The organism is Pantoea sp. S61 (assembly GCF_016625145.1).
In the GTDB taxonomy this organism is placed as follows: domain Bacteria; phylum Pseudomonadota; class Gammaproteobacteria; order Enterobacterales; family Enterobacteriaceae; genus Pantoea; species Pantoea rwandensis_B.
In genome coordinates, this window is record NZ_JACVUO010000019.1 from 80243 (window position 1) to 104184 (window position 23942).

The 23942-nt window shown below is 53.5% G+C and carries 21 protein-coding genes; 5 read left to right on the plus strand and 16 right to left on the minus strand.

From position 1 onward, the window contains the following. Positions 1-3: 3 nt before the first annotated feature. The 13 genes from nuoM to lrhA form a co-directional block, all read right to left on the minus strand. Positions 4-1524, minus strand: coding sequence for an NADH-quinone oxidoreductase subunit M (nuoM, locus tag IAE30_RS25035; RefSeq protein ID WP_200681182.1), 1521 nt, complete (start codon positions 1522-1524; stop codon positions 4-6). A gap of 220 nt (positions 1525-1744) precedes the next feature. Continuing rightward, positions 1745-3580: an NADH-quinone oxidoreductase subunit L gene (gene nuoL, locus IAE30_RS25040; RefSeq protein ID WP_200681183.1), complete on the minus strand. Its 1836-nt coding sequence runs from the start codon at positions 3578-3580 to the stop codon at positions 1745-1747. After that, positions 3577-3879: an NADH-quinone oxidoreductase subunit NuoK gene (gene nuoK / locus IAE30_RS25045; protein WP_034825057.1), complete on the minus strand. Its 303-nt coding sequence runs from the start codon at positions 3877-3879 to the stop codon at positions 3577-3579. Before nuoK ends, nuoL begins: the two co-directional genes overlap by 4 nt. Further along, positions 3876-4427: an NADH-quinone oxidoreductase subunit J gene (gene nuoJ / locus IAE30_RS25050; RefSeq protein WP_200681184.1), complete on the minus strand. Its 552-nt coding sequence runs from the start codon at positions 4425-4427 to the stop codon at positions 3876-3878. Before nuoJ ends, nuoK begins: the two co-directional genes overlap by 4 nt. Positions 4428-4437: 10 nt before the next feature. After that, complete coding sequence (gene nuoI / locus IAE30_RS25055) at positions 4438-4980, minus strand: NADH-quinone oxidoreductase subunit NuoI (protein WP_034825061.1); 543 nt, start codon at positions 4978-4980, stop codon at positions 4438-4440. An 11-nt stretch (positions 4981-4991) separates the two neighbouring features. Beyond that, complete coding sequence (nuoH, locus tag IAE30_RS25060) at positions 4992-5969, minus strand: NADH-quinone oxidoreductase subunit NuoH (protein WP_045813644.1); 978 nt, start codon at positions 5967-5969, stop codon at positions 4992-4994. Next, positions 5966-8689: an NADH-quinone oxidoreductase subunit NuoG gene (nuoG, locus tag IAE30_RS25065; RefSeq protein ID WP_200681185.1), complete on the minus strand. Its 2724-nt coding sequence runs from the start codon at positions 8687-8689 to the stop codon at positions 5966-5968. Before nuoG ends, nuoH begins: the two co-directional genes overlap by 4 nt. A gap of 104 nt (positions 8690-8793) precedes the next feature. Next, positions 8794-10134, minus strand: coding sequence for an NADH-quinone oxidoreductase subunit NuoF (nuoF, locus tag IAE30_RS25070; protein WP_176505727.1), 1341 nt, complete (start codon positions 10132-10134; stop codon positions 8794-8796). Positions 10135-10136: 2 nt separating this feature from the next. Beyond that, positions 10137-10652 (minus strand): NADH-quinone oxidoreductase subunit NuoE, encoded by a 516-nt coding sequence (nuoE, locus tag IAE30_RS25075; protein WP_038645741.1) that lies wholly within the window; start codon positions 10650-10652, stop codon positions 10137-10139. Between the two features lie 2 nt (positions 10653-10654). Next, the gene (gene nuoC / locus IAE30_RS25080; RefSeq protein ID WP_045813647.1) at positions 10655-12454 is read right to left on the minus strand and encodes an NADH-quinone oxidoreductase subunit C/D; all 1800 of its coding nucleotides are present in this window, start codon (positions 12452-12454) and stop codon (positions 10655-10657) included. Between the two features lie 116 nt (positions 12455-12570). Then, positions 12571-13251, minus strand: coding sequence for an NADH-quinone oxidoreductase subunit B family protein (locus IAE30_RS25085; protein ID WP_007889318.1), 681 nt, complete (start codon positions 13249-13251; stop codon positions 12571-12573). 15 nt (positions 13252-13266) lie between these two features. Continuing rightward, on the minus strand, positions 13267-13710 hold the full coding sequence (locus IAE30_RS25090; protein WP_034825074.1) for an NADH-quinone oxidoreductase subunit A: 444 nt from the start codon (positions 13708-13710) through the stop codon (positions 13267-13269). Positions 13711-14370: 660 nt separating this feature from the next. Then, positions 14371-15294, minus strand: a complete 924-nt coding sequence (gene lrhA, locus IAE30_RS25095) for a transcriptional regulator LrhA (protein WP_034825076.1) — start codon at positions 15292-15294, stop codon at positions 14371-14373. Positions 15295-15998: 704 nt separating this feature from the next. Here lrhA and IAE30_RS25100 point away from each other — a divergent pair. From IAE30_RS25100 to yfbR, 3 genes are all read left to right on the plus strand, one after another. After that, positions 15999-16232: a hypothetical protein gene (locus IAE30_RS25100; protein WP_200681186.1), complete on the plus strand. Its 234-nt coding sequence runs from the start codon at positions 15999-16001 to the stop codon at positions 16230-16232. A gap of 27 nt (positions 16233-16259) precedes the next feature. Then, positions 16260-17477 carry a pyridoxal phosphate-dependent aminotransferase gene (locus IAE30_RS25105; protein WP_034825078.1) on the plus strand — a complete coding sequence of 406 codons (1218 nt, stop codon included), beginning with the start codon at positions 16260-16262 and terminating at the stop codon, positions 17475-17477. Positions 17478-17659: 182 nt separating this feature from the next. After that, complete coding sequence (gene yfbR / locus IAE30_RS25110) at positions 17660-18259, plus strand: 5'-deoxynucleotidase (protein WP_034825080.1); 600 nt, start codon at positions 17660-17662, stop codon at positions 18257-18259. A gap of 26 nt (positions 18260-18285) precedes the next feature. On the opposite strand, the gene IAE30_RS25115 is transcribed toward yfbR, so the two are convergent. The 3 genes from IAE30_RS25115 to yfbV form a co-directional block, all read right to left on the minus strand. Next, positions 18286-18945: a sugar phosphatase gene (locus tag IAE30_RS25115; RefSeq protein WP_200681187.1), complete on the minus strand. Its 660-nt coding sequence runs from the start codon at positions 18943-18945 to the stop codon at positions 18286-18288. Between the two features lie 14 nt (positions 18946-18959). Beyond that, on the minus strand, positions 18960-19454 hold the full coding sequence (locus tag IAE30_RS25120; RefSeq protein ID WP_045813653.1) for a YfbU family protein: 495 nt from the start codon (positions 19452-19454) through the stop codon (positions 18960-18962). 151 nt (positions 19455-19605) lie between these two features. After that, complete coding sequence (gene yfbV, locus IAE30_RS25125) at positions 19606-20058, minus strand: terminus macrodomain insulation protein YfbV (protein WP_034825085.1); 453 nt, start codon at positions 20056-20058, stop codon at positions 19606-19608. Positions 20059-20397: 339 nt separating this feature from the next. Here yfbV and ackA point away from each other — a divergent pair, with 339 nt between their 5' ends. Then, positions 20398-21600 (plus strand): acetate kinase, encoded by a 1203-nt coding sequence (gene ackA / locus IAE30_RS25130; RefSeq protein WP_038645725.1) that lies wholly within the window; start codon positions 20398-20400, stop codon positions 21598-21600. Between the two features lie 73 nt (positions 21601-21673). Continuing rightward, positions 21674-23818 (plus strand): phosphate acetyltransferase, encoded by a 2145-nt coding sequence (pta, locus tag IAE30_RS25135; protein ID WP_182058733.1) that lies wholly within the window; start codon positions 21674-21676, stop codon positions 23816-23818. The last annotated feature ends 124 nt before the right edge of the window (positions 23819-23942 follow it).

Genomic DNA, 23942 nt, shown 5'->3' on the forward strand with positions numbered 1-23942 from the left:
GAATTACGGCCTTGTAGTTGAAATTGAAGCGGTAAACCACTGCTGAATATTACTCATCGCAGCATGGGACGTGTCGAGGATCGGCTGAGGATAAATACCCAGCAGAACCAGCAGCACCACCAGCACGCCGATCGTCATGAATTCACGCGGTGACATGCCCGGCAGCGGATCTTTCGATTTCGCTTCGCCGTAGTAAGCACGCTGCATCATGATCAGCGAGTACACCGAGGCAAACACCAGGCCAAAGGTGGCAATCACGATAATCACCGGCACCACCTGGAAACTGCCGGTCAGAATCATAAATTCGCCGACAAAGTTACCGGTGCCTGGCATACCGAGGTTGGCCACCGCGAAGAACAGCGACAGGCCTGGAATCCATTTAATGCGTGACCACAAACCGCCCATCTGACGCAGGTCACGGGTATGCAGACGCTCATACAGCTGACCACACAAGATGAACAGTGCCGCGGCGGACAGGCCGTGAGCAATCATCTGAATCACCGCGCCCTGGAACGCCAGCTGGCTGCCGGTGTAGATAGCAATCAGCACGAAGCCCATGTGCGAAACGGAGGTGTAAGCAATCAGACGTTTTATATCCGTCTGCGAGAACGCCATCCAGGCACCGTAGAAGATACCCAGTACACCGAGCCACATAGCAATCGGCGCAAACTCTGCGGAAGCATTCGGGAACAGTGGCAGGCTAAAACGCAGCAGACCGTACGCCGCTGTTTTCAGCAAGATACCTGCGAGGTCAACCGAACCGGCGGTCGGTGCCTGACTGTGCGCATCCGGCAACCAGCCGTGCAGAGGCACCACCGGCATTTTTACGGCGAAGGCGATAAAGAAGCCGAGCATCAGCAGATATTCAACGGTGTGCGACATTGGCGTTTTCAGCAGTTCTTCGTAGCTGAAGGTCCAGACGCCCGTGGCGTTGTAGTGCACAAACACCAGCGCCAGAATCGCAATCAACATCACCAGACCCGAAGCCTGGGTATAGATGAAGAATTTGGTTGCGGCACTGATACGCGTTTTACCGTCAGAGGCTTTGTGACCCCAGAGCGCGATGAGGAAGTACATCGGCACCAGCATCATTTCCCAGAAGAAGAAGAACAGGAACATGTCGATGGAGAGGAACACACCAATCACACCACCGAGGATCCACATCAGGTTGAGGTGGAAAAAACCCTGATACTTCTCGATTTCATTCCAGGAACAGAGCACCGCCATCAAACCGAGCAGGCCGGTCAGCACCACCATCAGCAGTGACAAACCGTCAATAGCCAGATGGAAGTTAATACCGAAGCGTGGAATCCATGGCACCGAGAAAGTCGACTGCCACTGCGGCATTCCAGCAGCCTGGGTGAGTGAATAGCCTCCCTGCAGCCACAACTGCAGACCGAGTGCCAGCGTCAGCCCCATGGTGATCATGGCGATCCAACGCGGCACTTTTGCGCCGAGGCGCTCTGCTAACCAGCAAAGCAGACCCCCAACAAAAGGTATGATTATTAGCCAAGGTAATAGCACGGCATACTTCCCTTTTTTCAACCTGATTTCGAGCTATCTTGCTTGCCACTTCCATCACCGTCAGCGCTCGCCCCCCTCACGTACAAAATACGCTTTGGTTGCTGCACACTAACGGCAACGAAACGGGCTATATCAATAACGCTTCGTCATTCAGGCAATTTTTCACATTCGCTTCTGGGGTGAAAGAATCCTTGATCCTCTCGCCCCCGCTCATCAATCTTTAAATCACCAGCATCAGCGCCAGTACCACCACGGCACCGACACTCATGGAAGCCACATACCAGCGCACGTAACCGTTCTCGCTCACCACCAGGCCTTTATTACCGACACGCGACAGCAGCGCAGGCAGGTTCATCAGTGAGTTCAGCGGATCGCGCTTCAGCAGCCAGGCAATGCCGAGATAAGGTTTCACAAACACCTTGTCATACAGCCAGTCGAAGCCCCATGCCGCAAACCACCAGGTGCCGAAGAAACGGCCCGGCGCGCTGTTAGCAACGCGGGTGACCAGCTGGCGTTTGCCGAGCCACAGGGCAGCAGCAATCAGGATGCCGACAATCGCGACCACGCCTGAGGTGATTTCCAGTGCCACTTTTCCGCCCTCACCGAATTCATTCTGCGGCAGCACGCCCGCCAGCGGTGGCGTAATCATGGCGCCAACGAAGGTGGAGAGCACTAACAGAACAATCAGTGGCAGATGGTGAGTAATGCCTTTGCCCGCATGCGCATGAATTTTCTCTTCGCCGTGGAACACGATGAAGATCATGCGGAAGGTGTAGATTGAGGTCAGGAATGCACCGACCAGACCCGCCACCATCAGATTGATGTGACCATTCGCCAGCGCACCAAACAAAATTTCATCTTTACTGTAGAAACCTGCGGTAATCAGCGGCAGTGCCGCCAGCGCTGCGCCGCCGACCAGGAAGCAGGTGTACACCAATGGGATGCTCTTACGCAGGCCGCCCATTTTGAAGATGTTCTGCTCGTGGTGGCAGGCCAGAATGACCGAACCAGAAGAAAGGAACAGCAGTGCTTTGAAGAACGCGTGCGTCATCAAGTGGAAAATGGCCGCGTCCCATGCCTGTACGCCCAGCGCCAGGAACATGTAGCCGATTTGACTCATGGTTGAGTAAGCCAGCACGCGCTTGATGTCGGTTTGCACCAGCGCGGCAAAGCCTGCCAGCACCAAGGTGATCGCACCCACAATCCCCACCAGATGCAGCACTTCCGGCGTCAGCAGGAACAGGCCATGGGTACGCGCAATCAGGTAAACACCCGCGGTCACCATGGTGGCGGCGTGGATCAGCGCTGATACCGGCGTAGGACCCGCCATCGCATCGGCCAACCAGGTTTGCAGCGGCAGCTGTGCAGACTTACCGACCGCACCACCCAACAGCATCAGGGTTGCCCACTGCAGCATGTGGTTGTCAGCGGCAAAGTGTGCCGGCGCCAGCTCCACCAGCTCGCGGAAGTTCAACGTACCTAGCTCGTTGTAGAGAATGAACAGCGCGAATGCCAGGAACACGTCACCGACACGGGTGATGATAAAGGCTTTCATCGCCGCTTTGCCGTTCTCTGGGTTGCTGTAGTAGAAACCGATCAGCAAGTAGGAGCACAGGCCCACGCCTTCCCAACCGAGATACATCAGCATCAGGTTGTCGGCCAACACCAACACCACCATGCTCGCGATGAACAGGTTGGTGTAAGCGAAGAAGCGCGAGTAACCCTCTTCACCGCGCATGTACCAAGAGGCAAACATGTGGATGAAGAAACCGACACCCGTGACCACCGACAGCATGGTCAGTGACAAGCCATCCAGCACCAGGTTCACTTTGATATCAAAGTGGCCGACCTGAATCCAGGTCCACAGCGCCTGAGTAAAAGGCTGTTCACCGTTGCTGAAGAAATCCATACCAACGAAAACGGTGGTCAATGCCGCCAGACCGACCGATCCCATTCCCACCGCTGCCGACAGATTCTCCGACCAGCGACCACGGGAAAACGCCAATAGCAGGAAGCCAATCAGCGGAAATAATACGGTTAAATAGAGAAGATTCATCCGCGCATCTCGCTCACTGTGTCAATGTTCAGCGTCTGACGACGACGATAGAGCTGGAGCAGCAGGGCCAGGCCAATGCTGGCTTCCGCCGCCGCGAGGCTGATCGCCAGAATGTACATCACCTGGCCGTCAGCTTGTCCCCAGTAGCTACCTGCTACCACCAGCGCCAGTGCCGCGGCGTTGATCATGATCTCCAGACCAATCAGCATGAACAGCAAATTGCGGCGCAGTACCAGCGAGGTCAGGCCGAGAACAAACAGCACAGCAGCCAACATCAGGCCGTGTTGTAACGGGATCATGCGTGATCCTCCTTATTCGCATGTGCATCAGCATGGCGATTGCTCAGCACTTCGCCCTGACGCTCTTCACGTCCGATATGGAAGGCCACCACCAGACCGGCCAGCAGCAGCATTGACGCCAGCTCAACCGCCAGTACGTAAGGACCAAACAGACTGATACCCACCGCTTTCGCATCGATGACGGTGCCATCAATGCCCTGATCGTGCGCGGTGCTAATAGCGTAAATCATCACCACCAGCAGTAACAGGGAGACGATGCCCGGCCCAATCCACAGCGAAGGCTTCAGCCACTCGCGCTCCTGATCCTGCTGGGTTTTGCCCAGGTTCAGCATCATCACCACGAACACGAACAGCACCATAATGGCACCGGCGTAAACGATGATCTCCAGCGCACCGGCAAAGTAGGCGCCCATCGAGAAGAACATACCCGCAATCGAAAGCAGCGACACAATCAGGTACAGCAGCGCATGTACCGGATTGGTGTGCGTGATGACGCGCAATGTCGTCAGCACCGCCACCAGTCCGCAAAGATAAAACGCAAATTCCATACCTGGCTCCTTAAGGTAACAAGCTTTTGACGTCGATTGGCTTGGCTTCGTTTTCCGCTTCGCCTTTCTCTTTCCCGTCGATCGCCATACCCGCCATGCGATAGAAGTTGTACTCCGGATATTTACCCGGACCGGAAATCAGCAGGTCCTGCTTCTCGTACACCAGATCCTGACGCTTGAACTCACCCAACTCGAAATCGGGGGTCAGCTGAATCGCCGTGGTCGGGCAGGCTTCTTCGCACAGACCGCAGAAGATGCAGCGCGAGAAGTTGATGCGGAAGAACTCCGGATACCAACGACCATCAACCGTTTCCGCTTTCTGCAGTGAGATACAACCCACTGGGCAGGCTACCGCACAAAGGTTACAGGCAACGCAACGCTCTTCGCCGTCGGGATCGCGCGTCAGTACGATACGACCACGGTAGCGCGGCGGCAGATAGACCGGCTCTTCTGGATACATCTGGGTTTCGCGCTTGGCGAAGGCGTGCATGCCTATCATCCAGATACTGCGCACTGTCGTGCCGAAGCCAACGACAATATCTTTTAAAGTCATCTCAAAACCCCTTACTGCGCGCTGTACAGAATCACTGCGGCAGTCGCCAGCAGGTTCAATAACGTCAACGGCAGACACACTTTCCAGCCGAACGACAGCACCTGGTCATAACGTGGACGCGGGAGCGCAGCACGAATCAGGATAAACATCACCATAAAGAACGCCGTTTTCAGGGCGAACCAGATGAATGGCGGCAGGAATGGACCGTGCCAGCCACCGAAGAACAGCGTCACAATCAGCGCTGAAACGGTGGTGATCGCCACGTATTCACCGACGAAGAACAGACCGAACTTCATACCGGCGTATTCGATGTGGTAACCATCAGCCAGTTCCTGTTCCGCTTCTGGTTGGTCAAACGGATGACGGTGACACACCGCGACGCCCGCGATGCAGAAGGTCACGAAGCCGAAGAACTGCGGAATGATGTTCCACAAGTGCGTCTGGCTCTCGACGATGGCGTTCATGTTGAATGAACCGGCTTGCGCCACCACACCCATCAGCGACAGGCCAAGGAACACTTCGTAGCTCAGCGTCTGCGCCGACGCACGCATCGCACCCAGCAGCGAGTATTTGTTGTTACTCGACCAACCGGCGAACAGCACGGCATAGACTGCCAGACCCGCCATCATCAGGAAGAACAGCAGACCGATATTCAGGTCGGTGACCATCCAGGTCGGCGAAACCGGCACGATGGCAAACGCCAGCAGCAGCGATACAAAGGCAATAACCGGTGCCAGAGTAAAGATGAAGCGATCGGTAAACGGCGGAACCCAGTCCTCTTTGAAGAACATTTTGATCATGTCAGCGGCGAGCTGCAGCGAGCCGCCCCAGCCAACACGGTTCGGTCCATAACGATTCTGCCATAAGCCGAGCAGACGACGCTCGGCGAAACTCATAAAGGCACCACAACCCACCACCACCAGCAGGATCACAATGGTTTTCAGGATCTGGATGAGGATGTCGATAGCGTCCGGTGTCAGCCAGCTCATTGTGCAGCCTCCTGCAGTTTGTCAACTTGCGCACCTGAGAGGAACGGCGGCACACCTGGCATACCCAGCGGCAGACCCACCTGCCCTGCTTGCAGGGAAGTGGAGAAGCGTACTGGCAGACGCAGCGTTTCACCGGCACAAACCAGTTCAACCGCAGAGCCGTTGTTGACGCCCAGTTTCTCTGCATCAGCCGGGTTAATCACCAGCGTGGCTGGCGACATACGCTTCTGGAAGGTCGGTGAACGCTGAGTCATCTCTTCACTACCAAACAGCTGATAGTAAGGTGCAACGCGATATTGGCTGCCTTCAACAAAGCTTTCTGGCACGGCGGTGAACCACGGCAGTGATCCTTCGCTCGCTTCAAACAGACGCACACCCGGATCGCCATGACGCAGTTTCCCACCGACTTCAGCCTGGAACTTGTTCCATGCTTGCGGGGAGTTCCAGCCTGGTGCCCAGGCGAATGGAATCTGCGAACGTGGTGCGCTTGGTTGGTTGTTACCCTCCATCGAGAAGGCAAACATGGTGTCTTTGTCTTGCGGCTGACGCGGTTCGTGCACGCTAATATTGGCACGCATCGCGGTACGGCCACTGTTACGGTGCGGTGAACGCGCCAGTTTCTGACCGCGAATACGGAAGCTTGCGTCCGGCGCCGCGTCTTTAATACCTTTCAGCTGCGGCAATGCTGCAACGGTGGCATCGATCACGTGATCAAGCAGCGTCCAGTCAATCTGACGGCTTTCAACAGTGCTGTGCAGCGAGTGCAGCCAGCGCCAGCTCTCCAGCATCACAATGTTGTTGTCGTAGTAAGACGGATCGTAAACCTGGAAGAAACGCTGTGCGCGGCCTTCCTGGTTGATCGAGGTGCCATCACTCTCTGCGAAGCTCGCAGTCGAGAGCACCAGACCGGCTTTTTCCAGCGTCGCCGTGCGCTGATGATCAACCACAATCACGTGTGCGGTGTTGTGCAAAGCCGCATCCACGGTGGCTTTCGGTGCGTGACGGTAAAGATCGTTTTCCAACACCACCAGCGCTTCCGCTTCGCCTTTATCCAGCTGTTCCAGCGCGCTATCCAGCGATTGTCCACCCATCAGGCCGAGACCAAAGCTGTTGGCGGCACCCGCAAGGAAGGTGATACCGACATCGGCACCGCGACCTTTCAGTGCTTTCGCCACGTTGGCGGCCGCTTCAATCATCGCGGTGCTGCCAGAGTGGGTACCAGAAATGATCAGTGGCTTTTTGGCACCGGCTAACGCCTGTACCACCACATCCAGCTTGCCGTTCAGCTTGCTGTCAAAGCCACTGACGGCTGGAGCTGTTTCATCGAGCGCATTGGCAATGGCGAAACCGAGACGAGCCTGATCTTCCACCGGTGCGCGATAGCTCCACGCCGCGATATCATCAAGACGGGTTTCATCAACGTTGGTGACGAACAGCGGATGTTTGGCGTGCTGACCGATGTTCAGGATCGCCGCGATCTGCCAGTCAGCCACTTTCTGGGCTGCTGCCATTTCACGCGCTTTGCCTTTCACCGCCTGACGCACAGAGAGTGCGACACGCGCACCAACCTGCGTCAGATCTTCACCCAGCACCAGCACTGCATCGTAGCTTTCGATTTCACGCAGTGATGGCGTATAGATACCGCCTTCCTGCAGTACTTTCAGCATCAATTCCACGCGTGCTTGCTCAGCGGCAGGCATACCGGTGGAGAAGTTTTCCGCGCCGACGAGTTCACGCAGCGCAAAGTTACTTTCAATGCTGGCACGCGGTGACCCAATGCCGATCACACGCTTCGCCTGACGCAGTACGTCAGCCGCCGCATTCACCGCTTGTTCAGCGTTGAGGCTGACCCAATCGTTACCGCGTTTCTGTACTGGATGACGTGGACGATCTTTGCGGTTTACATAGCCGTAACCAAAGCGACCACGGTCACACAGGAAATAGTGGTTTACGGTGCCGTTGTAGCGGTTTTCAATACGACGCAATTCACCATAACGTTCGCCTGGGCTGGTGTTACAACCCACGCTGCACTGCTGGCAGATGCTCGGTGCGAACTGCATATCCCATTTACGGTTGTAGCGTTCGGAGTGCGTTTTATCGGTGAATACGCCGGTCGGGCAGATTTCGACCAGGTTACCGGAGAACTCGCTCTCCAGCGAGCCATCTTCCGGGCGACCGAAGTAAACGTTGTCGTGGGCACCGTAAACGCCGAGATCTTTGCCGTCTGCGTAATCTTTGTAGTAACGCACGCAGCGATAGCAGGCAATACAGCGGTTCATTTCATGGGAAATGAACGGGCCGAGGTCCTGATTCTGGTGCGTACGTTTGGTGAAGCGGTAACGACGGAAGCTGTGGCCCGTCATGACCGTCATATCTTGCAGATGGCAGTTACCGCCCTCTTCGCACACTGGACAGTCGTGCGGGTGGTTGGTCATCAGCCATTCCACCACGCTTTCACGAAACTCTTTCGCTTCGCCATCGTCGATGGAGATAAAGGTGCCGTCCGACGCCGGTGTCATGCATGACATAACAAGACGACCACGGGTATCTTCGGCATTCTGGAATTGCTTCACCGCGCACTGGCGGCAGGCACCCACGCTTCCCAGCGCCGGATGCCAGCAAAAATAAGGAATATCAAGGCCCAGAGAGAGACACGCCTGCAACAGGTTGTCGGCTCCGTTCACATCATATTCTTTACCGTCTACATGGATTGTAGCCATAGTGAACATGCTTCCGTAAGGCTCGCCCTAAGACGAGCGTTAAACATCTAATTCTGTCCCCCGCGCCGTGTCGGCGCAGGGTGAATTCCGTGTACGGCGGCTGATTACCAGCGCGCTTTCAGCAGGTTGGGCTGAATACCACCGATCGATCGGGTATTGCCAAACACCTGCGGCGCAATGCCGGCTTCAAACTCTTCACGGAAATATTTAATCGCGCTCTGCAATGGCTCAACGGCACCCGGTGCGTGGGCACAGAAGGTTTTACCTGGGCCGAGTTGGCGGCAAAGTTGCAGCAGGGTTTCGATGTCACCCGGCTGGCCTTTTTTCTGCTCCAACGCACGCAGGATCTTCACGCTCCATGGCAAGCCATCACGGCACGGCGTACACCAGCCACAGGATTCACGCGCAAAAAACTCTTCGAGGTTACGCACCAGCGACACCATACCAATCTCATGATCGACCGCCATCGCCAGCGCAGTACCTAAACGGCTACCGGCTTTACCGATGCTGGCAAATTCCATTGGCAGGTCGAGATGTTGATCGGTCAGGAAATCCGTACCTGCACCGCCTGGCTGCCAGGCTTTAAACTTCAGGCCATCACGCATGCCACCGGCATAATCTTCCAGAATTTCACGCGCGGTCGTGCCAAACGGCAGTTCCCACACGCCAGGGTTTTTCACGCGGCCAGAGAAGCCCATCATTTTGGTGCCGGTGTCTTCGCTGGTAGAGATGTTCTTGTACCAGTCAACGCCGTTGAGGAAGATGGCTGGGACGTTGGACAAGGTTTCCACGTTGTTGACGCAGGTTGGCTTGCCCCATACGCCCGCACTCGCTGGGAATGGTGGCTTAGAACGCGGGTTCGCGCGGCGACCTTCCAGTGAGTTGATCAGCGCGGTCTCTTCACCACAGATGTAACGTCCCGCGCCGGTGTGCACGATCAGTTCAAAATCGAAACCGGTGCCGAGAATGTTTTTACCGAGGTAGCCCGCTTCGGTGGCTTCGGCAATCGCACGGCGCAGATGCACGGCCGCTTCGATGTACTCGCCACGCAAGAAGATGTAGCCACGGTAGGCTTTCAAGGCGAACGCACTGATCAGCATACCTTCCACCAACTGGTGCGGCATTTGCTCCATCAGCAGGCGGTCTTTATAGGTGCCTGGCTCCATTTCATCGGCGTTACACAGCAGGTAACGGATGTTCATGGATTCGTCTTTCGGCATCAGGCTCCACTTCAGGCCGGTGTTAAAGCCTGCGCCACCGCGACCTTTCAGACCGGAGTCTTTCACTGCCGCAACGATTTCGTCCTGGCTCATGCCTTTCAGTGCTTTATCAGCGCCGACATAACCGTTTTTACTGCGATATTCATCGATCCATACCGGCTGCTTGTCGTCGCGCAGACGCCAGGTGAGTGGATGAGTTTCCGCAGTACGAATGATCTGTTTAATGGTCATTGATACTGCTCCAGCAGATTGGCGATGCCTTCCGGGGTCAGATGAACATGGGTATCTTCATCCACCATCATGGTTGGGCCTTTGTCACAGTTGCCCAGGCAGCAGGTTGGCAGCAGGGTAAAGCGGCCATCGGCTGTGGTCTGGCCAGGCTTGATATTCAGGTTCTGCTCAAGCGCGGCCTGAATGCCCTGAAAACCTGTGATGTGGCACACCACGCTGTCGCAGTAACGAATAACGTGACGGCCTACCGGCGTACGGTAAATCTGGCTATAGAAAGTGGCCACACCTTCTACGTCACTGGCTGGAATACCCAGCACGTCAGCAATGGCATTGATGGCACCGTCCGGTACCCAACCACGCTGTTTCTGCACGATCTTCAACGCTTCAATCGAAGCGGCGCGCGCATCTTCGTAATGGTGTTTTTCGTGCTCGATAGCGTGGTGCTCGGTCTCGCTCAGCACAAAGACCTCATCAGGGTCGATAGTGTGAATGGCAATTTTTTGATCGTGCATAATTAGCGGTCCACGTCTGACATAACAAAATCGATACTACCGAGGTATACGATCAAGTCGGATACCAGGCTGCCGCGGATCACCGATGGGATCTGCTGCAGATGCGGGAAGCTTGGCGTACGCACGCGGGTGCGGTAGCTCATGGTGCTGCCATCGCTGGTCAGGTAGTAGCTGTTGATCCCTTTCGTCGCTTCAATCATCTGGAAGGATTCGTTGGCCGGCATCACCGGGCCCCACGAAACTTGCAGGAAGTGCGTGATCAGGGTTTCGATGTGTTGCAGCGTGCGCTCTTTCGGTGGCGGCGTGGTCAGCGGGTGATCCGCTTTGAACGGGCCTTCCGGCATGTTTTTCAGGCACTGTTCCAGAATGCGCAGTGACTGCCACATCTCTTCCATTTTCAGTTGAACGCGGGTGTAGGCATCACTAATGCCTGCGCCAACTGGGATCTCAAAATCGAAGTTTTCATAGCCTGAATACGGACGCCATTTACGTACGTCAAAGTCGAGGCCGGTGGCACGCAAGCCAGCACCGGTGGTGCCCCACGCCAGCGCTTCGTCCATGTTATAGGCCGCAACGCCTTGCGAACGGCCCATCAACACGGTATTGCGCAGTGCGGCTTTGTCATACTCTTTCAGACGCTTCGGCATCCAGTCGAGGAACTCACGCAGCAGACGCTCCCACCCTTTCGGCAGATCGTGTGCCACACCGCCGATGCGGAACCAGGCTGGGTGCATACGGAAACCGGTAATCGCTTCAACCACGTCATAAATTTTCTGACGGTCGGTAAAGGCGAAGAACACCGGTGTCATCGCGCCAACGTCCTGAATGAAGGTAGAGATGTACAGCAAGTGGCTGTTGATGCGGAACAGCTCAGACAGCATCACGCGGATCACGTTGACGCGATCTGGTACGGTAATCCCGGCTAATTTTTCCACCGCCAGCACGTAAGGCATCTCGTTCACGCAGCCGCCGAGATACTCGATACGGTCAGTGTACGGAATGTAGCTGTGCCAGGATTGACGCTCACCCATCTTCTCGGCACCACGGTGGTGATAACCGACATCGGGTACGCAGTCGACGATCTCTTCGCCATCCAACTGCAGGATGATACGGAAGGCACCGTGCGCGGACGGGTGGTTAGGACCCAGGTTGAGGAACATGAAGTCCTCATTGGTGGTACTACGCTTCATGCCCCAGTCTTCAGGCTTGAAGGTCAGCGCCTCCATCTCCAGATCTTCTTTCTGTTTGGTCAGCTCGAACGGGTCGAACTCAGTGGCACGCGCCGGGTAATCTTTACGCAGCGGATGGCCTTCCCAGGTCTGCGGCATCATGATGCGCGTCAGGTGCGGGTGACCATTAAAGGTGATACCAAACATCTCCCAGGTTTCGCGCTCATACCAGTTGGCATTGGCGAAGATTTTGGTGATGGTTGGCACATTCAGATCGTTTTCAGACAGCGCCACCTTGAGCATGATGTCGCGGTTGCGTTCAATCGAAAGCAGGTGATAGAAAACGGAAAAATCCGCGGCGGGTAAACCGGCGCGGTTGGTACGTAAACGCTCATCGAAGCCGTGCAAGTCATACAGCATGACGTACGGCTTTGGCAGCTTACGCAAGAATTCGACAATTTCCAGTAACTGTTCACGTTTCACCCAGACGACCGGAATACCGGTGCGGGTGGCCTGAACGGTAAAGGCATCCGGCCCAAAACGGTTACGCAGCTCGCCGACCACTGGATCATCCAGATGGTCACGGGTTTGCCATGCAGGCTGAGCGAGATCTTGCGTGGTTAAATCTGTCATACGTTACTCACCATTCCGGCCTGTCATCAGGCACTCAAAAGAAGGCGTCAGGATGGCGGCGCACATTAAATTGTGATGTTCTGCTGCGGCCGTTGTGCCATCCGTGTACGGGAAGCTTAAACTTCGTCTGGCGTTCTCAGGTTAGTGACGGCAATACGCTCGCCGCGTTTTCTCTCACGCTCTGGCTGCATATTGGCGCGATAAACGCCCTGATCACCCACCACCCACGACAGTGGACGGCGCTCTTTGCCAATCGACTCACGCAGCAACAGCAGCGCCTGCATGTAAGCTTCAGGACGCGGTGGGCAGCCCGGAATGTACACGTCAACCGGCAGGAATTTATCCACGCCTTGCACCACAGAGTAGATGTCGTACATGCCGCCCGAGTTTGCACAAGCGCCCATGGAGATCACCCATTTCGGTTCCAGCATCTGGTCATACAAACGCTGAATAACCGGCGCCATTTTGGTAAAGGGCGTACCGGCGATCACCATAAAATCAGCCTGACGTGGAGAGGCACGCATAACTTCCGCACCAAAACGCGCCACGTCATGCACCGCAGTGAATGACGTGGTCATTTCCACGTAGCAACAGGAAAGGCCGAAGTTATACGGCCAGAGAGAGTTCTTACGACCCCAGTTCACCATGTCATGCAGGGCGTGTTCGAGCTTGCCCATGTAGACGCTGCGATGAACGTGCTGCTCCAGGGGATCGGTAACAATCTCCTGTTTCTGCAGAGGATAACGATCGTTATCACCGCCGCCGTTAGGGTCTACGCGTGTCAGCGTGTAGTCCATCTTATTGCCTCGCTTTTACTGCTTATGAGGGTTGGTGTGGTTGTGGCTGACCGGGATTGATTTGACCACTACGCGACGACGCGCAGGAGCCCAATCCAGTGCACCGATGCGCACCAGATAAACCAGGCCTGCCAATAGCACCAAAATGAAAATTGCGGCTTCGACAAAGCCAACCCAACCGCTTTCACGGATTGAAGTCGACCATGCGTATAAATAGAGGGCTTCGACGTCGAAAATAACGAAGAACATCGCAACCAGATAGAATTTAGCGGAGAGGCGAATATGAGTATCACCGACGGATTCGATACCCGATTCAAACGGGGTGTCTTTATGGCGTGCCCGTGCACGACCACCTAACAACCAACCGCCGGTCAACATGAAGGCACACAGGCCAAATGCAATAACAATAAAAACAATAAACGCCCAGTGATGAGCGATCACTTCTGTGGTTGTCGACATACTCTTTGCTTACTCATCAAAAGTGGCGCTGGCATCCTGCACTGTTGCAGCAAACACACCACATGAATTCAAGGGAAGGATAAAAAACCTTGTAAACTATGCTGTCATTATCAAATAAGCAGCAATTTTATGGGGTTTTTTACTCCTTTCTATAACCTTTTGTCAACTTTGACAAAAGCATCCAAACATTAATTAACACCCGTAGCATATTATTAACAAACGAACCCCATGATACCAGCTAAATCGCTTCAGTTTGTGAGGTTAATTTCAGTGTAGCGGGTATTCACATGCATGGATCGTGCATTTAACAATCATATTTTGACAGGTCTTACAGGGATTTCCCCCCCCTTATAGGGGGTATTTTTTTGATCCAGAACACATAATGGTGTTTTTTGCTGTAAAAATCGGCGATCGGTACAGGCAAATGCCCTGGGAAAGATGGCACGGAATGATAAATAAGTTCCACTTTGAGCAAAAATGGAACAATCTCAATTTTTCAGGAAGACAGGAATATTATTGATGGCGAATCGCGTTAGAAAGCGTGAATTAAAATGCATAAAAAAAGCCTTAGCTGATGTTTATCAGTCTAAGGCTCATTTTAATAAGTTTTAACAATTAACCGGTATTCCAATGTGAAGGAATAACCCGCTATTGTTCTCCTTACTCTTCGTCATCCAACAGCAGGGTGCCATCTGGATTTGCCGTCAGATTGTAAGGATCGTTGGTCGACTGCATCGCATTGAAGATCGCCAGCGCCAACTCGTTATCACTGTCTGGATTACGACACAACAGGTACTGAGTGTCCGGCAATACCGGCAGCCCTTCAGCTGCACCCATCACACGCAGCTCTGGACTCATCATCTCAACCGGACGTGCTGTGACACCCAGACCCGCTTTCACTGCCGCACGTACCGCTGCCAGCGTTGATGCAACATACGAAATGCGCCATGGGATGCCCGCTTCATTCAGGTGATCGATCGCCATGTCACGGTACGGACTTGGTTCATCCAGCAGCACCAGTGGAATGGCTTCGCCGCGCTGGAAGATGTAATCCGCAGCACAGTACCAAAGCGTAGGTGAGGTACGCAGGACCTGATGGGTGAAATTACCAGGACTGGACGTGGTGACAACCAGATCAACCTCACCCTGATTCAGCATTTCCATCATGAACGGGTTGCGTTTGACGCGCACATCAATGGCCAGCTTCGGATAGACCGACGTTACGCGGTTAAGCAGGAACGGCAGAATGGTATCGGAAGTGTCATCGGAGGCGCCGATGGTCAGTACGCCCTGGATGTTGCTGTACATTAAAGAGGTGCACGCTTCGTCGTTGAAACGAAGGATCTTTCTGGCGTAGCCGAGCAACTGGATGCCATGCTCCGTCAACAGTTTATTACGTCCATGTCTGGCAAACAGCTCTTTACCTACCAATTGTTCCAGACGTTGCATCTGCTGACTTACTGCGGATTGCGTTCTGCACACTGCTGCAGCCGCCGCCGCAAAAGTATTCAAGTCAGCAACAGCAACAAAAGTACGCAGCAGATCGAGGTCGAGATTCAGTATCGGACGATTTGCATTAGTCATGTTTTTTCTTCACTTATAAGATTTTTTAAAACTACTACCCTGGTGTATTACTTTACTTATCAAATAGATAAGAGGTAATGGTGCTTAATGACAGCCCTGTGTGGAGCTGTCATGGAAAAATCGTGTCAGGCGGATGCCGACGGATACGTCACTCTGTATTCAGAGGAGCGCCGTCTAATAAGACAGAACAACTTCGGGTCCGAAGACGTATGTCGCACAGGTGCTGGAAGCTGCGTAGTTGTCTAGTTTCCCGCGAAAACGGCCTGCGGGTCAAAAAGAGATAACATCATGTTATGCTGATGCGAAGCGATAAAGTGCATCAAATAATAAATTATACTTAATCATTTTTACGCTTTAAAGGGAAATGTTTTCGATCAAATCATCGCATTTTTTGACCAAATCCCTTTTCCGCTACATCCTGCCACAATGCCGCTCATTTTTTAACCACCCAGGTTCTTAAACTGCTGCAGCAGCGTTAAAGTTACAGTGTAAGTGCTATTTAAACTGCTGCTGTGTTCAGAATAGGTCACTTCGCAGCGCTTCATGCTGCCACCTTAAACTGATTAAGAATGCGTGACCTTCAATGGCACCAGCGATGGCTGCAACGGCACTGTTTAGTTCTTCGACATCCAACAAGATTTCTTTAACTATTTCATCAGGTCGCTAATGGTTTTTTTTGCAGGATGTAAATAAAAAATTTCTTAATGACCTCCAATACCTATGGATTAGCGGCTTTACAGCACCAGCACAAATCATTAGCATTTTGTATTACAAAAATATCCACCACTAGAGTTATTAACCAGATTAACCCTCATATACTGCGTTTTGCGCCACCCGAGGCGGGAATCATTGGCAAACGCGCCAAAACCTTAAGCCGCCCTTCTTTTGTGACAATGAGAGGAGTAAATTGGGCAGGTTTGATTTTGGTGGCAGGTTAAAGGACTCTGCCCGTTAAGGCGGTAACGATGAATTTTCAAATTGATAAATCCGGCAAGCTGGAAAATGTCTGTTATGACATCCGTGGCCCGGTACTGAAAGAAGCTAAGCGTCTGGAAGAAGAAGGTAATAAAGTTCTCAAACTCAACATCGGCAACCCTGCCCCGTTTGGTTTTGAAGCCCCTGATGAAATTTTGGTTGATGTGATTCGCAACCTGCCGAGTTCGCAAGGCTATTGTGATTCAAAAGGGCTGTATTCGGCGCGTAAAGCGATTATGCAGCACTACCAGGCGCGTGATATGCGCGATGTTACCGTCGAAGATATCTACATTGGTAATGGTGTCTCTGAACTGATTGTGCAGGCGATGCAAGCATTGCTGAACAGTGGTGATGAGATGCTGGTACCTGCCCCAGATTATCCGTTATGGACGGCAGCCGTGTCGCTGTCGAGCGGTAAAGCTGTGCATTATCTGTGTGATGAGTCTGCGGGCTGGTTCCCGGATTTGGACGATATCCGCAGTAAGATAACCCCGCGCACGCGTGGCATCGTCATCATCAACCCGAACAACCCAACGGGTGCGGTGTACAGCAAAGAACTGCTGATGGAAGTGGTGGAGATTGCGCGTCAGCACAACCTGATCATTTTCGCTGACGAAATCTACGACAAGATTTTGTACGACGAGTCACAGCACCATTCGATTGCGGCACTGGCGCCGGATCTGCTGACCGTGACCTTTAATGGCCTGTCTAAAACCTACCGTGTTGCGGGGTTCCGTCAGGGTTGGATGGTGTTAAACGGTCCGAAGAAACACGCTAAGGGCTATATCGAAGGGCTGGAAATGCTGGCGTCGATGCGTTTGTGCGCCAACGTACCGGCTCAGCATGCGATTCAAACAGCGTTAGGTGGCTATCAAAGTATCAGCGAGTTTATTGCACCTGGTGGTCGTTTGTATGAACAGCGCCAACGTGCCTGGGAATTGATTAACGATATTCCGGGCGTCAGCTGCGTGAAACCGCAAGGTGCTTTGTACATGTTCCCGCGCATCGATCCAAAGAAATTCAACATCTTTGACGATCAAAAAATGGTGCTGGATTTCCTGTTACAAGAGAAAGTGCTGCTGGTTCAGGGTACCGCCTTTAACTGGCCATGGCCGGATCACGTGCGCATCGTGACCTTGCCACGTGTTGATGATCTGGAAATGGCGATCAATAAATTTGGTCGTTTCCTGCAAGGCTATCGTCAGTAGTCTGACACACTGACCCGCAATGCATGCAGGCAGCAAGTGAATGAATCCAGGTTGCTTACCTGCGTGAGCGAATTGGGTGAGTGAACTCAGCTCACGCACATGCAACCCGAAGTATGAAGGGTATATACTGTTTTCATCTCGGGGAAGGCACTCCTTCCCCGCCGTGAGAACAGGAACCGTCTATGACCCGTAGCCACTTTTTCGCCCATCTCTCCCGTCTTAAACTGATCAATCGCTGGCCATTGATGCGCAACGTGCGCACCGAAAATGTCTCTGAACACAGTCTTCAGGTGGCGATGGTGGCGCATGCGTTGGCCATCATCAAAAACAAAAAATTTAACGGCAATCTCAATGCAGAGCGTATTGCGATGCTGGCGCTGTATCACGATGCCAGTGAAGTGCTGACCGGTGATTTACCCACGCCGGTGAAGTATTACAACGCGCAAATTGCGCATGAGTACAAAAAGATCGAAAAGATCGCCCAGCAGAAGTTGATCGAGATGTTGCCGCCGGAATTGCAGGATGCCTACCGTCCGTTGATTGACGAGCATTTGCATAGCGAAAGTGAACAAGCGGTGGTGAAACAGGCTGACGCGCTGTGCGCCTACGTGAAATGTCTGGAAGAGCTGTCAGCAGGAAATAACGAGTTTTTGCTGGCCAAGGCACGCCTGGAGAAAACACTGTCACAGCGTCGTTCCCCAGAAATGGATTACTTTGTAGAGATATTTATTCCAAGCTTTAGCCTGTCGCTGGATGAAATTTCTCAGGATACCCCATTATAAAAAACGGGCCGCTATGGCCCGTTCTGTCAGATGTTGGCCGAAAGCGTAAACGTGCCGTTTTCTGCAGGTGAAACCACCAGCGGTTCCAGTGTTTTCACCTGCCAGGTCACTTCATTCAGGCGCGGGGCATCCGTGGGTGCATTGACGGCAACCACTGCACTGCGCGCTTCCAGCCCGGCAATAATGCCGGCGGGAGCATCTTCAACCACAACGCATTCCGCTGCAGGCAGCCCCAGGCGTTCAGCACCCAGTAGATACGGCTCCGGGTTCGGTTTACCCAATTTGATGTTTTCTGCGGTAATGAACACTTCCGGCATGGGTAAACCTGCCGCTTTGTGACGCGCGTGAGCCACCGGGATCGATCCTGAGGTCACAATCGCCCAGGGAATCTGCAGTTCGTTAAGCGTGGCGAGCAATGCCTTCGCCCCCGGAATCGCTTGCACGCCCTGCGTGTCTTCTGATTCTAAACGTTCAAGCCACAGAAACTCCGCCTGAATCGCCTCTTCAGACTGTCCTGCCATAAAATGGCGCAATGAATTGATAGCTGGCTTACCGTGTATGAAGTTCAGGACTTCTTCCGCCGCAATACCCTGGCGCTCGCCCCACAATGACCATGCGCGGATCACCGCAGGCAATGAATCCACCAACGTACCGTCCAAATCAAACAGAAAACCCCTGTACTTCACGCGTCGCTCCTTATTCAGGCATTGAGAATCTGCGCGATTTCGTTCGCGCTAAGATGATACTGACGCGGACAAGTGTGCCACACCGCCAGCATGCGTTGGTATTTTTCCCACATCGGCGTCTGGGCATTGAAGCCATGCGTACCGGAATCAAACTGGGTGTAGCGCCCTTCCACGTTCACCATGAAGCGCACATAGCCGAGATAGCGTGCTTCGGTGGCCGCGTCAAAACCGAGAAATGCCAGACGGCGCTCTTCGATAGTACTGGCTTCTTTCAGGTTCGACCAGGAGACATGCAGCGCATGGTGCATTTCCATAATATCGATGAGCTGGCGGCAGGTGGCTTCCGTAAGCTCGCCAAACTCTTTGTCGAGTTCGCGCAGTTGCAGGCCGTAGCCCCGTTCGATGATGGTCTGGTAGCGGCGATAGCGCTCCGCATTTTCCGGCTCAAGCATCGCCATCATTTTGTATTGATTGGAGAGGATCAGTCGTTGTGCATGGGTCATTTCCACGGTTCGCTCCCGGGCCATCACGGCCGCTTAAGATTTAAACAATGGATAAATGATTACACAAGGAAAGCGATGCGTGTTTGCCCGCATCACTTTTCTTTGATTTAAACCCGGTTACTGCACACATTCTCTGGCAGTAAAAGGGGATGATCGATCAAAGATCGTCGAGGAAGGTACGATCGAGTTGTTTGAAGGCGCGCTTCAGCACATCGGCCAGCGCCTGGTAAGTCGGTTTACCATCAACGGGGGCAATCGCTTGTCCCGCTTCTTCCAGTTTTGCGCGCACTTCGTGGAACCAGTGCAGTAAAGTCGGCGGCAATGGCGTGATGGAGCGTTTACCCAGCCACCACAATCCCTGCATCGGCAGACTGCAGGCAAACAGTGCGGTGGCAATCGCCGGTCCCAACTGCCCGCCCATGGCGATTTGCCACGTCAGGGTGAATATCGCCAGCGGGGGCATAAAGCGGATGGCAAAACGCGTTGCCGTCACCACGCGGTTTTCAGGGAACATCGGTGCCAGTCGTTTGTCGGCTGGCCAGGTCTTCATGTAACGCTGACCGTTCTGGAATAAACCAAACCAGCCGGGATTGCTTGTGTCATTCGCCATGATAGACCTCAACTAATTCTGCAACGATTAAAATAAAATGATAACTACACAACTTTACGTGACATCCTTCAAAAGATTTTGTCTTTGCGGGTGACAGTGGGTATTCTGACGCCGTTTTAGCAACATTACCGGAAGCTACAGCTCAATAAAAGAGCGGTTTAGAGCCATGTTTCGCTAAGCAGATTTCAAAAATCTGCGTAAAATTACCGAAATTTTTTTGCATGTCGGTCTCTTTTTGACTACCGCATGATGTTAATCATTAATCTACCAGCATTCATGGGCTACGCTGTTAGTCTGATTGCGTTATTTTTAGCCACTCTTTAATCAATAGGTACTTCCATGTCAACGAAGTTAGTACTGGTTCTGAACTGCGGCAGCTCTTCACTTAAGTTTGCCATCCTCAATCCAGCCACCGGTGACGAATATCTGTCAGGTCTGGCGGAGTGTTTCCATTTACCTGAAGCGCGTATCAAATGGAAACTGGAAGGCAGCAAACAAGAAGCGCCTCTCGGCGCAGGTGCAGCGCACAGTGAAGCGCTGAACTTCATTGTTAAAACTATTCTGGCACAAAAACCAGAGCTTTCGGCACAAATCGCTGCAATCGGCCATCGTATCGTTCACGGCGGCGAGCAGCTGACTAAATCGGTCATCATCGATGAATCAGTGATTCAGGGTATTAAAGATGCTTCCTCTTTTGCCCCGCTGCACAATCCGGCACATCTTATCGGCATCGACGAAGCGTTGAAGAATTTCCCGCACCTGTCAGATAAGAATGTGGCGGTTTTTGATACGGCATTCCATCAGACTATGCCGGAAGAGTCTTATCTTTATGCTCTGCCGTACAAACTGTACAAAGAGCACGGCGTTCGTCGCTATGGCGCACACGGCACCAGCCACTACTATGTGACGCAGGAAGCCGCCAAAATGCTGAACAAGCCAGTCAACGAACTGAACATCATCACCTGCCACCTCGGTAACGGCGGTTCAGTTTCTGCTATCCGCAACGGTCAGTGCGTCGATACTTCTATGGGTCTGACGCCGCTGGAAGGTCTGGTCATGGGCACCCGCAGTGGTGATATCGACCCGGCGATCGTGTTCTTCCTGCATGACACGCTGGGTATGAGCGTGGATGCGATCAACAAACTGCTGACCAAAGAGTCTGGTCTGCTGGGTCTGACCGAAGTCACCAGTGACTGCCGCTATGTTGAAGACAACTACGCGACTAAAGAAGATGCTAAGCGTGCGATGGACGTGTTCTGCCACCGTCTGGCGAAATACATCGGCAGCTATAGCGCGTTGATGGAAGGTCGCCTGGATGCCGTGGTGTTCACCGGTGGTATCGGTGAGAATGCGGCGATGGTGCGTGAGCTGTCATTGGCAAAACTCGCATTGCTGGGCTTCGAAGTGGATCACGAGCGTAACCTTGCTGCCCGCTTTGGTAAGTCTGGTTTTATCAACAAAGAGGGCACCCGCCCGGCCGTGGTGATCCCAACCAACGAAGAGTTGGTCATCGCCCAGGACGCCGCGCGTCTGACCGCCTAAATACACTTCTCTCCGTCAGCTCAGGCTGACGGAGTTGTTTTGGCTAGTCTGCAACACCTGAGAGGTTTTTATAGTGTCACGTACAATCATGCTCATCCCTACCGGCACCAGCGTCGGCCTGACCAGCGTCAGCCTCGGCGTGATTCGTGCCATGGAGCGCAAAGGCGTTCGCCTGAGCGTGTTCAAGCCGATTGCCCAGCCACGTGCGGGCGGCGATGCGCCAGATCAGACCACCACCATCATTCGTAAGAACTCCGCGATCCCTGCCGCTGAACCGCTGCAGATGTCACGCGTTGAGTCACTGTTGGGTTCGAACCAGCAAGACGTGTTGATGGAAGAGATCATTGCTAACTACCACGCGAATGCGCAAGACGCGGAAGTGGTGTTGGTGGAGGGGCTGGTGCCAACCCGTAAGCATCAGTTTGCCTCTTCACTGAACTATGAAATCGCTAAAACCCTGAATGCAGAAATCGTGTTCGTGACGGCGCTGGGCAATGATTCGCCTGCGCAGTTGAAAGAGCGCATTGAATTAACGCAAAGCAGCTTTGGCGGCAGTAAGAACAAGAACATCACCGGCGTGATCATTAATAAGCTTAACGCGCCAGTGGATGAGCAGGGTCGTACGCGCCCTGACCTGTCTGAAATTTTCGATGATTCGACGAAAGCGAATATTGCCAATATCGATCCTAAGCAGCTGTTTGCTAACAGTCCATTGCCGATTCTCGGCTGTGTACCCTGGAGTTTCGATCTGATCGCGACGCGTGCCATCGATATGTGCCGCCATCTGAATGCAGAGATTATTAACGAAGGTGAGATCCAGACCCGCCGCGTGAAATCGGTGACTTTCTGCGCACGTAGTATTCCGCATATGCTGGAGCACTTCCGTCCAGGTTCACTGTTGGTGACGTCAGCCGATCGTCCAGACGTGTTGGTTGCAGCGTGTCTCGCCGCCATGAACGGTATTGAGATTGGTGCCGTGTTGCTGACCGGTGGTTATCAGATTGAAGCACCGATTGCGCGTCTGTGTGAACGTGCCTTCCAGACGGGCCTGCCGGTGTTTATGGTGAAAACCAATACCTGGCAGACCTCACTGAGCCTGCAGAGCTTTAATCTGGAAGTCCCTGCAGATGATACCCAGCGCATTGAGAAGGTGCAGGAGTATGTGGCCAGCTTTATCGATGCCGATTGGGTGGAATCACTCACTGCAACGTCCGAGCGTAGCCGTCGTCTGTCTCCACCAGCCTTCCGTTATCAACTGACCGAGCTGGCACGTAAAGCCGGCAAACGTATTGTGCTGCCAGAAGGTGACGAGCCGCGTACGGTGAAAGCCGCTGCGATTTGCGCCGAGCGTGGCATTGCATCTTGTGTGCTGTTGGGTAATCCTGACGAGATCCAGCGTGTGGCTGCCGCACAGGGTGTGGTGCTGGGCCAAGGCATTGAGATTGTCGATCCAGAAGTGGTGCGCGAGAATTATGTGCCGCGTTTGGTTGAGTTGCGTAAGAGCAAAGGCATGACCGAAGTGGTCGCGCAGGAGCAGCTGGAAGATAACGTGATGCTCGGTACCATGATGCTGGAACGCGGCGAAGTGGACGGTTTGGTGTCGGGTGCAGTGCATACCACCGCTAACACCATTCGTCCGCCGTTGCAGTTGATCAAGACCGCGCCAAACAGTTCGCTGGTGTCTTCAGTGTTCTTTATGCTGCTGCCTGAGCAGGTGCTGGTGTATGGCGACTGTGCGATTAACCCGGATCCAAATCCAGAACAGCTGGCAGAGATCGCGATTCAGTCTGCGGATTCCGCCAAAGCCTTTGGTATCGATCCACGCGTAGCGATGATTTCCTACTCAACCGGTAACTCCGGTGCGGGTAGCGACGTTGAGAAGGTACGCGAAGCGACGCGTATTGCTCAGGAGAAACGTCCTGATCTGGTGATCGATGGTCCGTTGCAGTATGACGCCGCCATTATGGAAGATGTCGCGAAGTCGAAAGCACCAAACTCTGCTGTTGCAGGTCGTGCAACCGTGTTTATCTTCCCGGATCTGAACACCGGTAACACCACTTACAAAGCGGTTCAGCGTTCGGCCGATCTGATTTCCATCGGGCCGATGCTGCAGGGTATGCGCAAGCCGGTGAACGATTTGTCACGTGGCGCATTGGTGGATGACATTGTTTATACCATCGCACTGACCGCTATTCAGTCACAGCAGGCTGAAGGCTAAGTCTTTTCTTCCTGCTGAGCGTAGAGAGCATGAGGGTTAAACCTTGTGCTCTTTTTTTTGCTGCCAGTTTGGTGGGATGCGACCGGTAGATTGCCTGGTGCTGTCTTTGCTGGGGGCTGGGGGC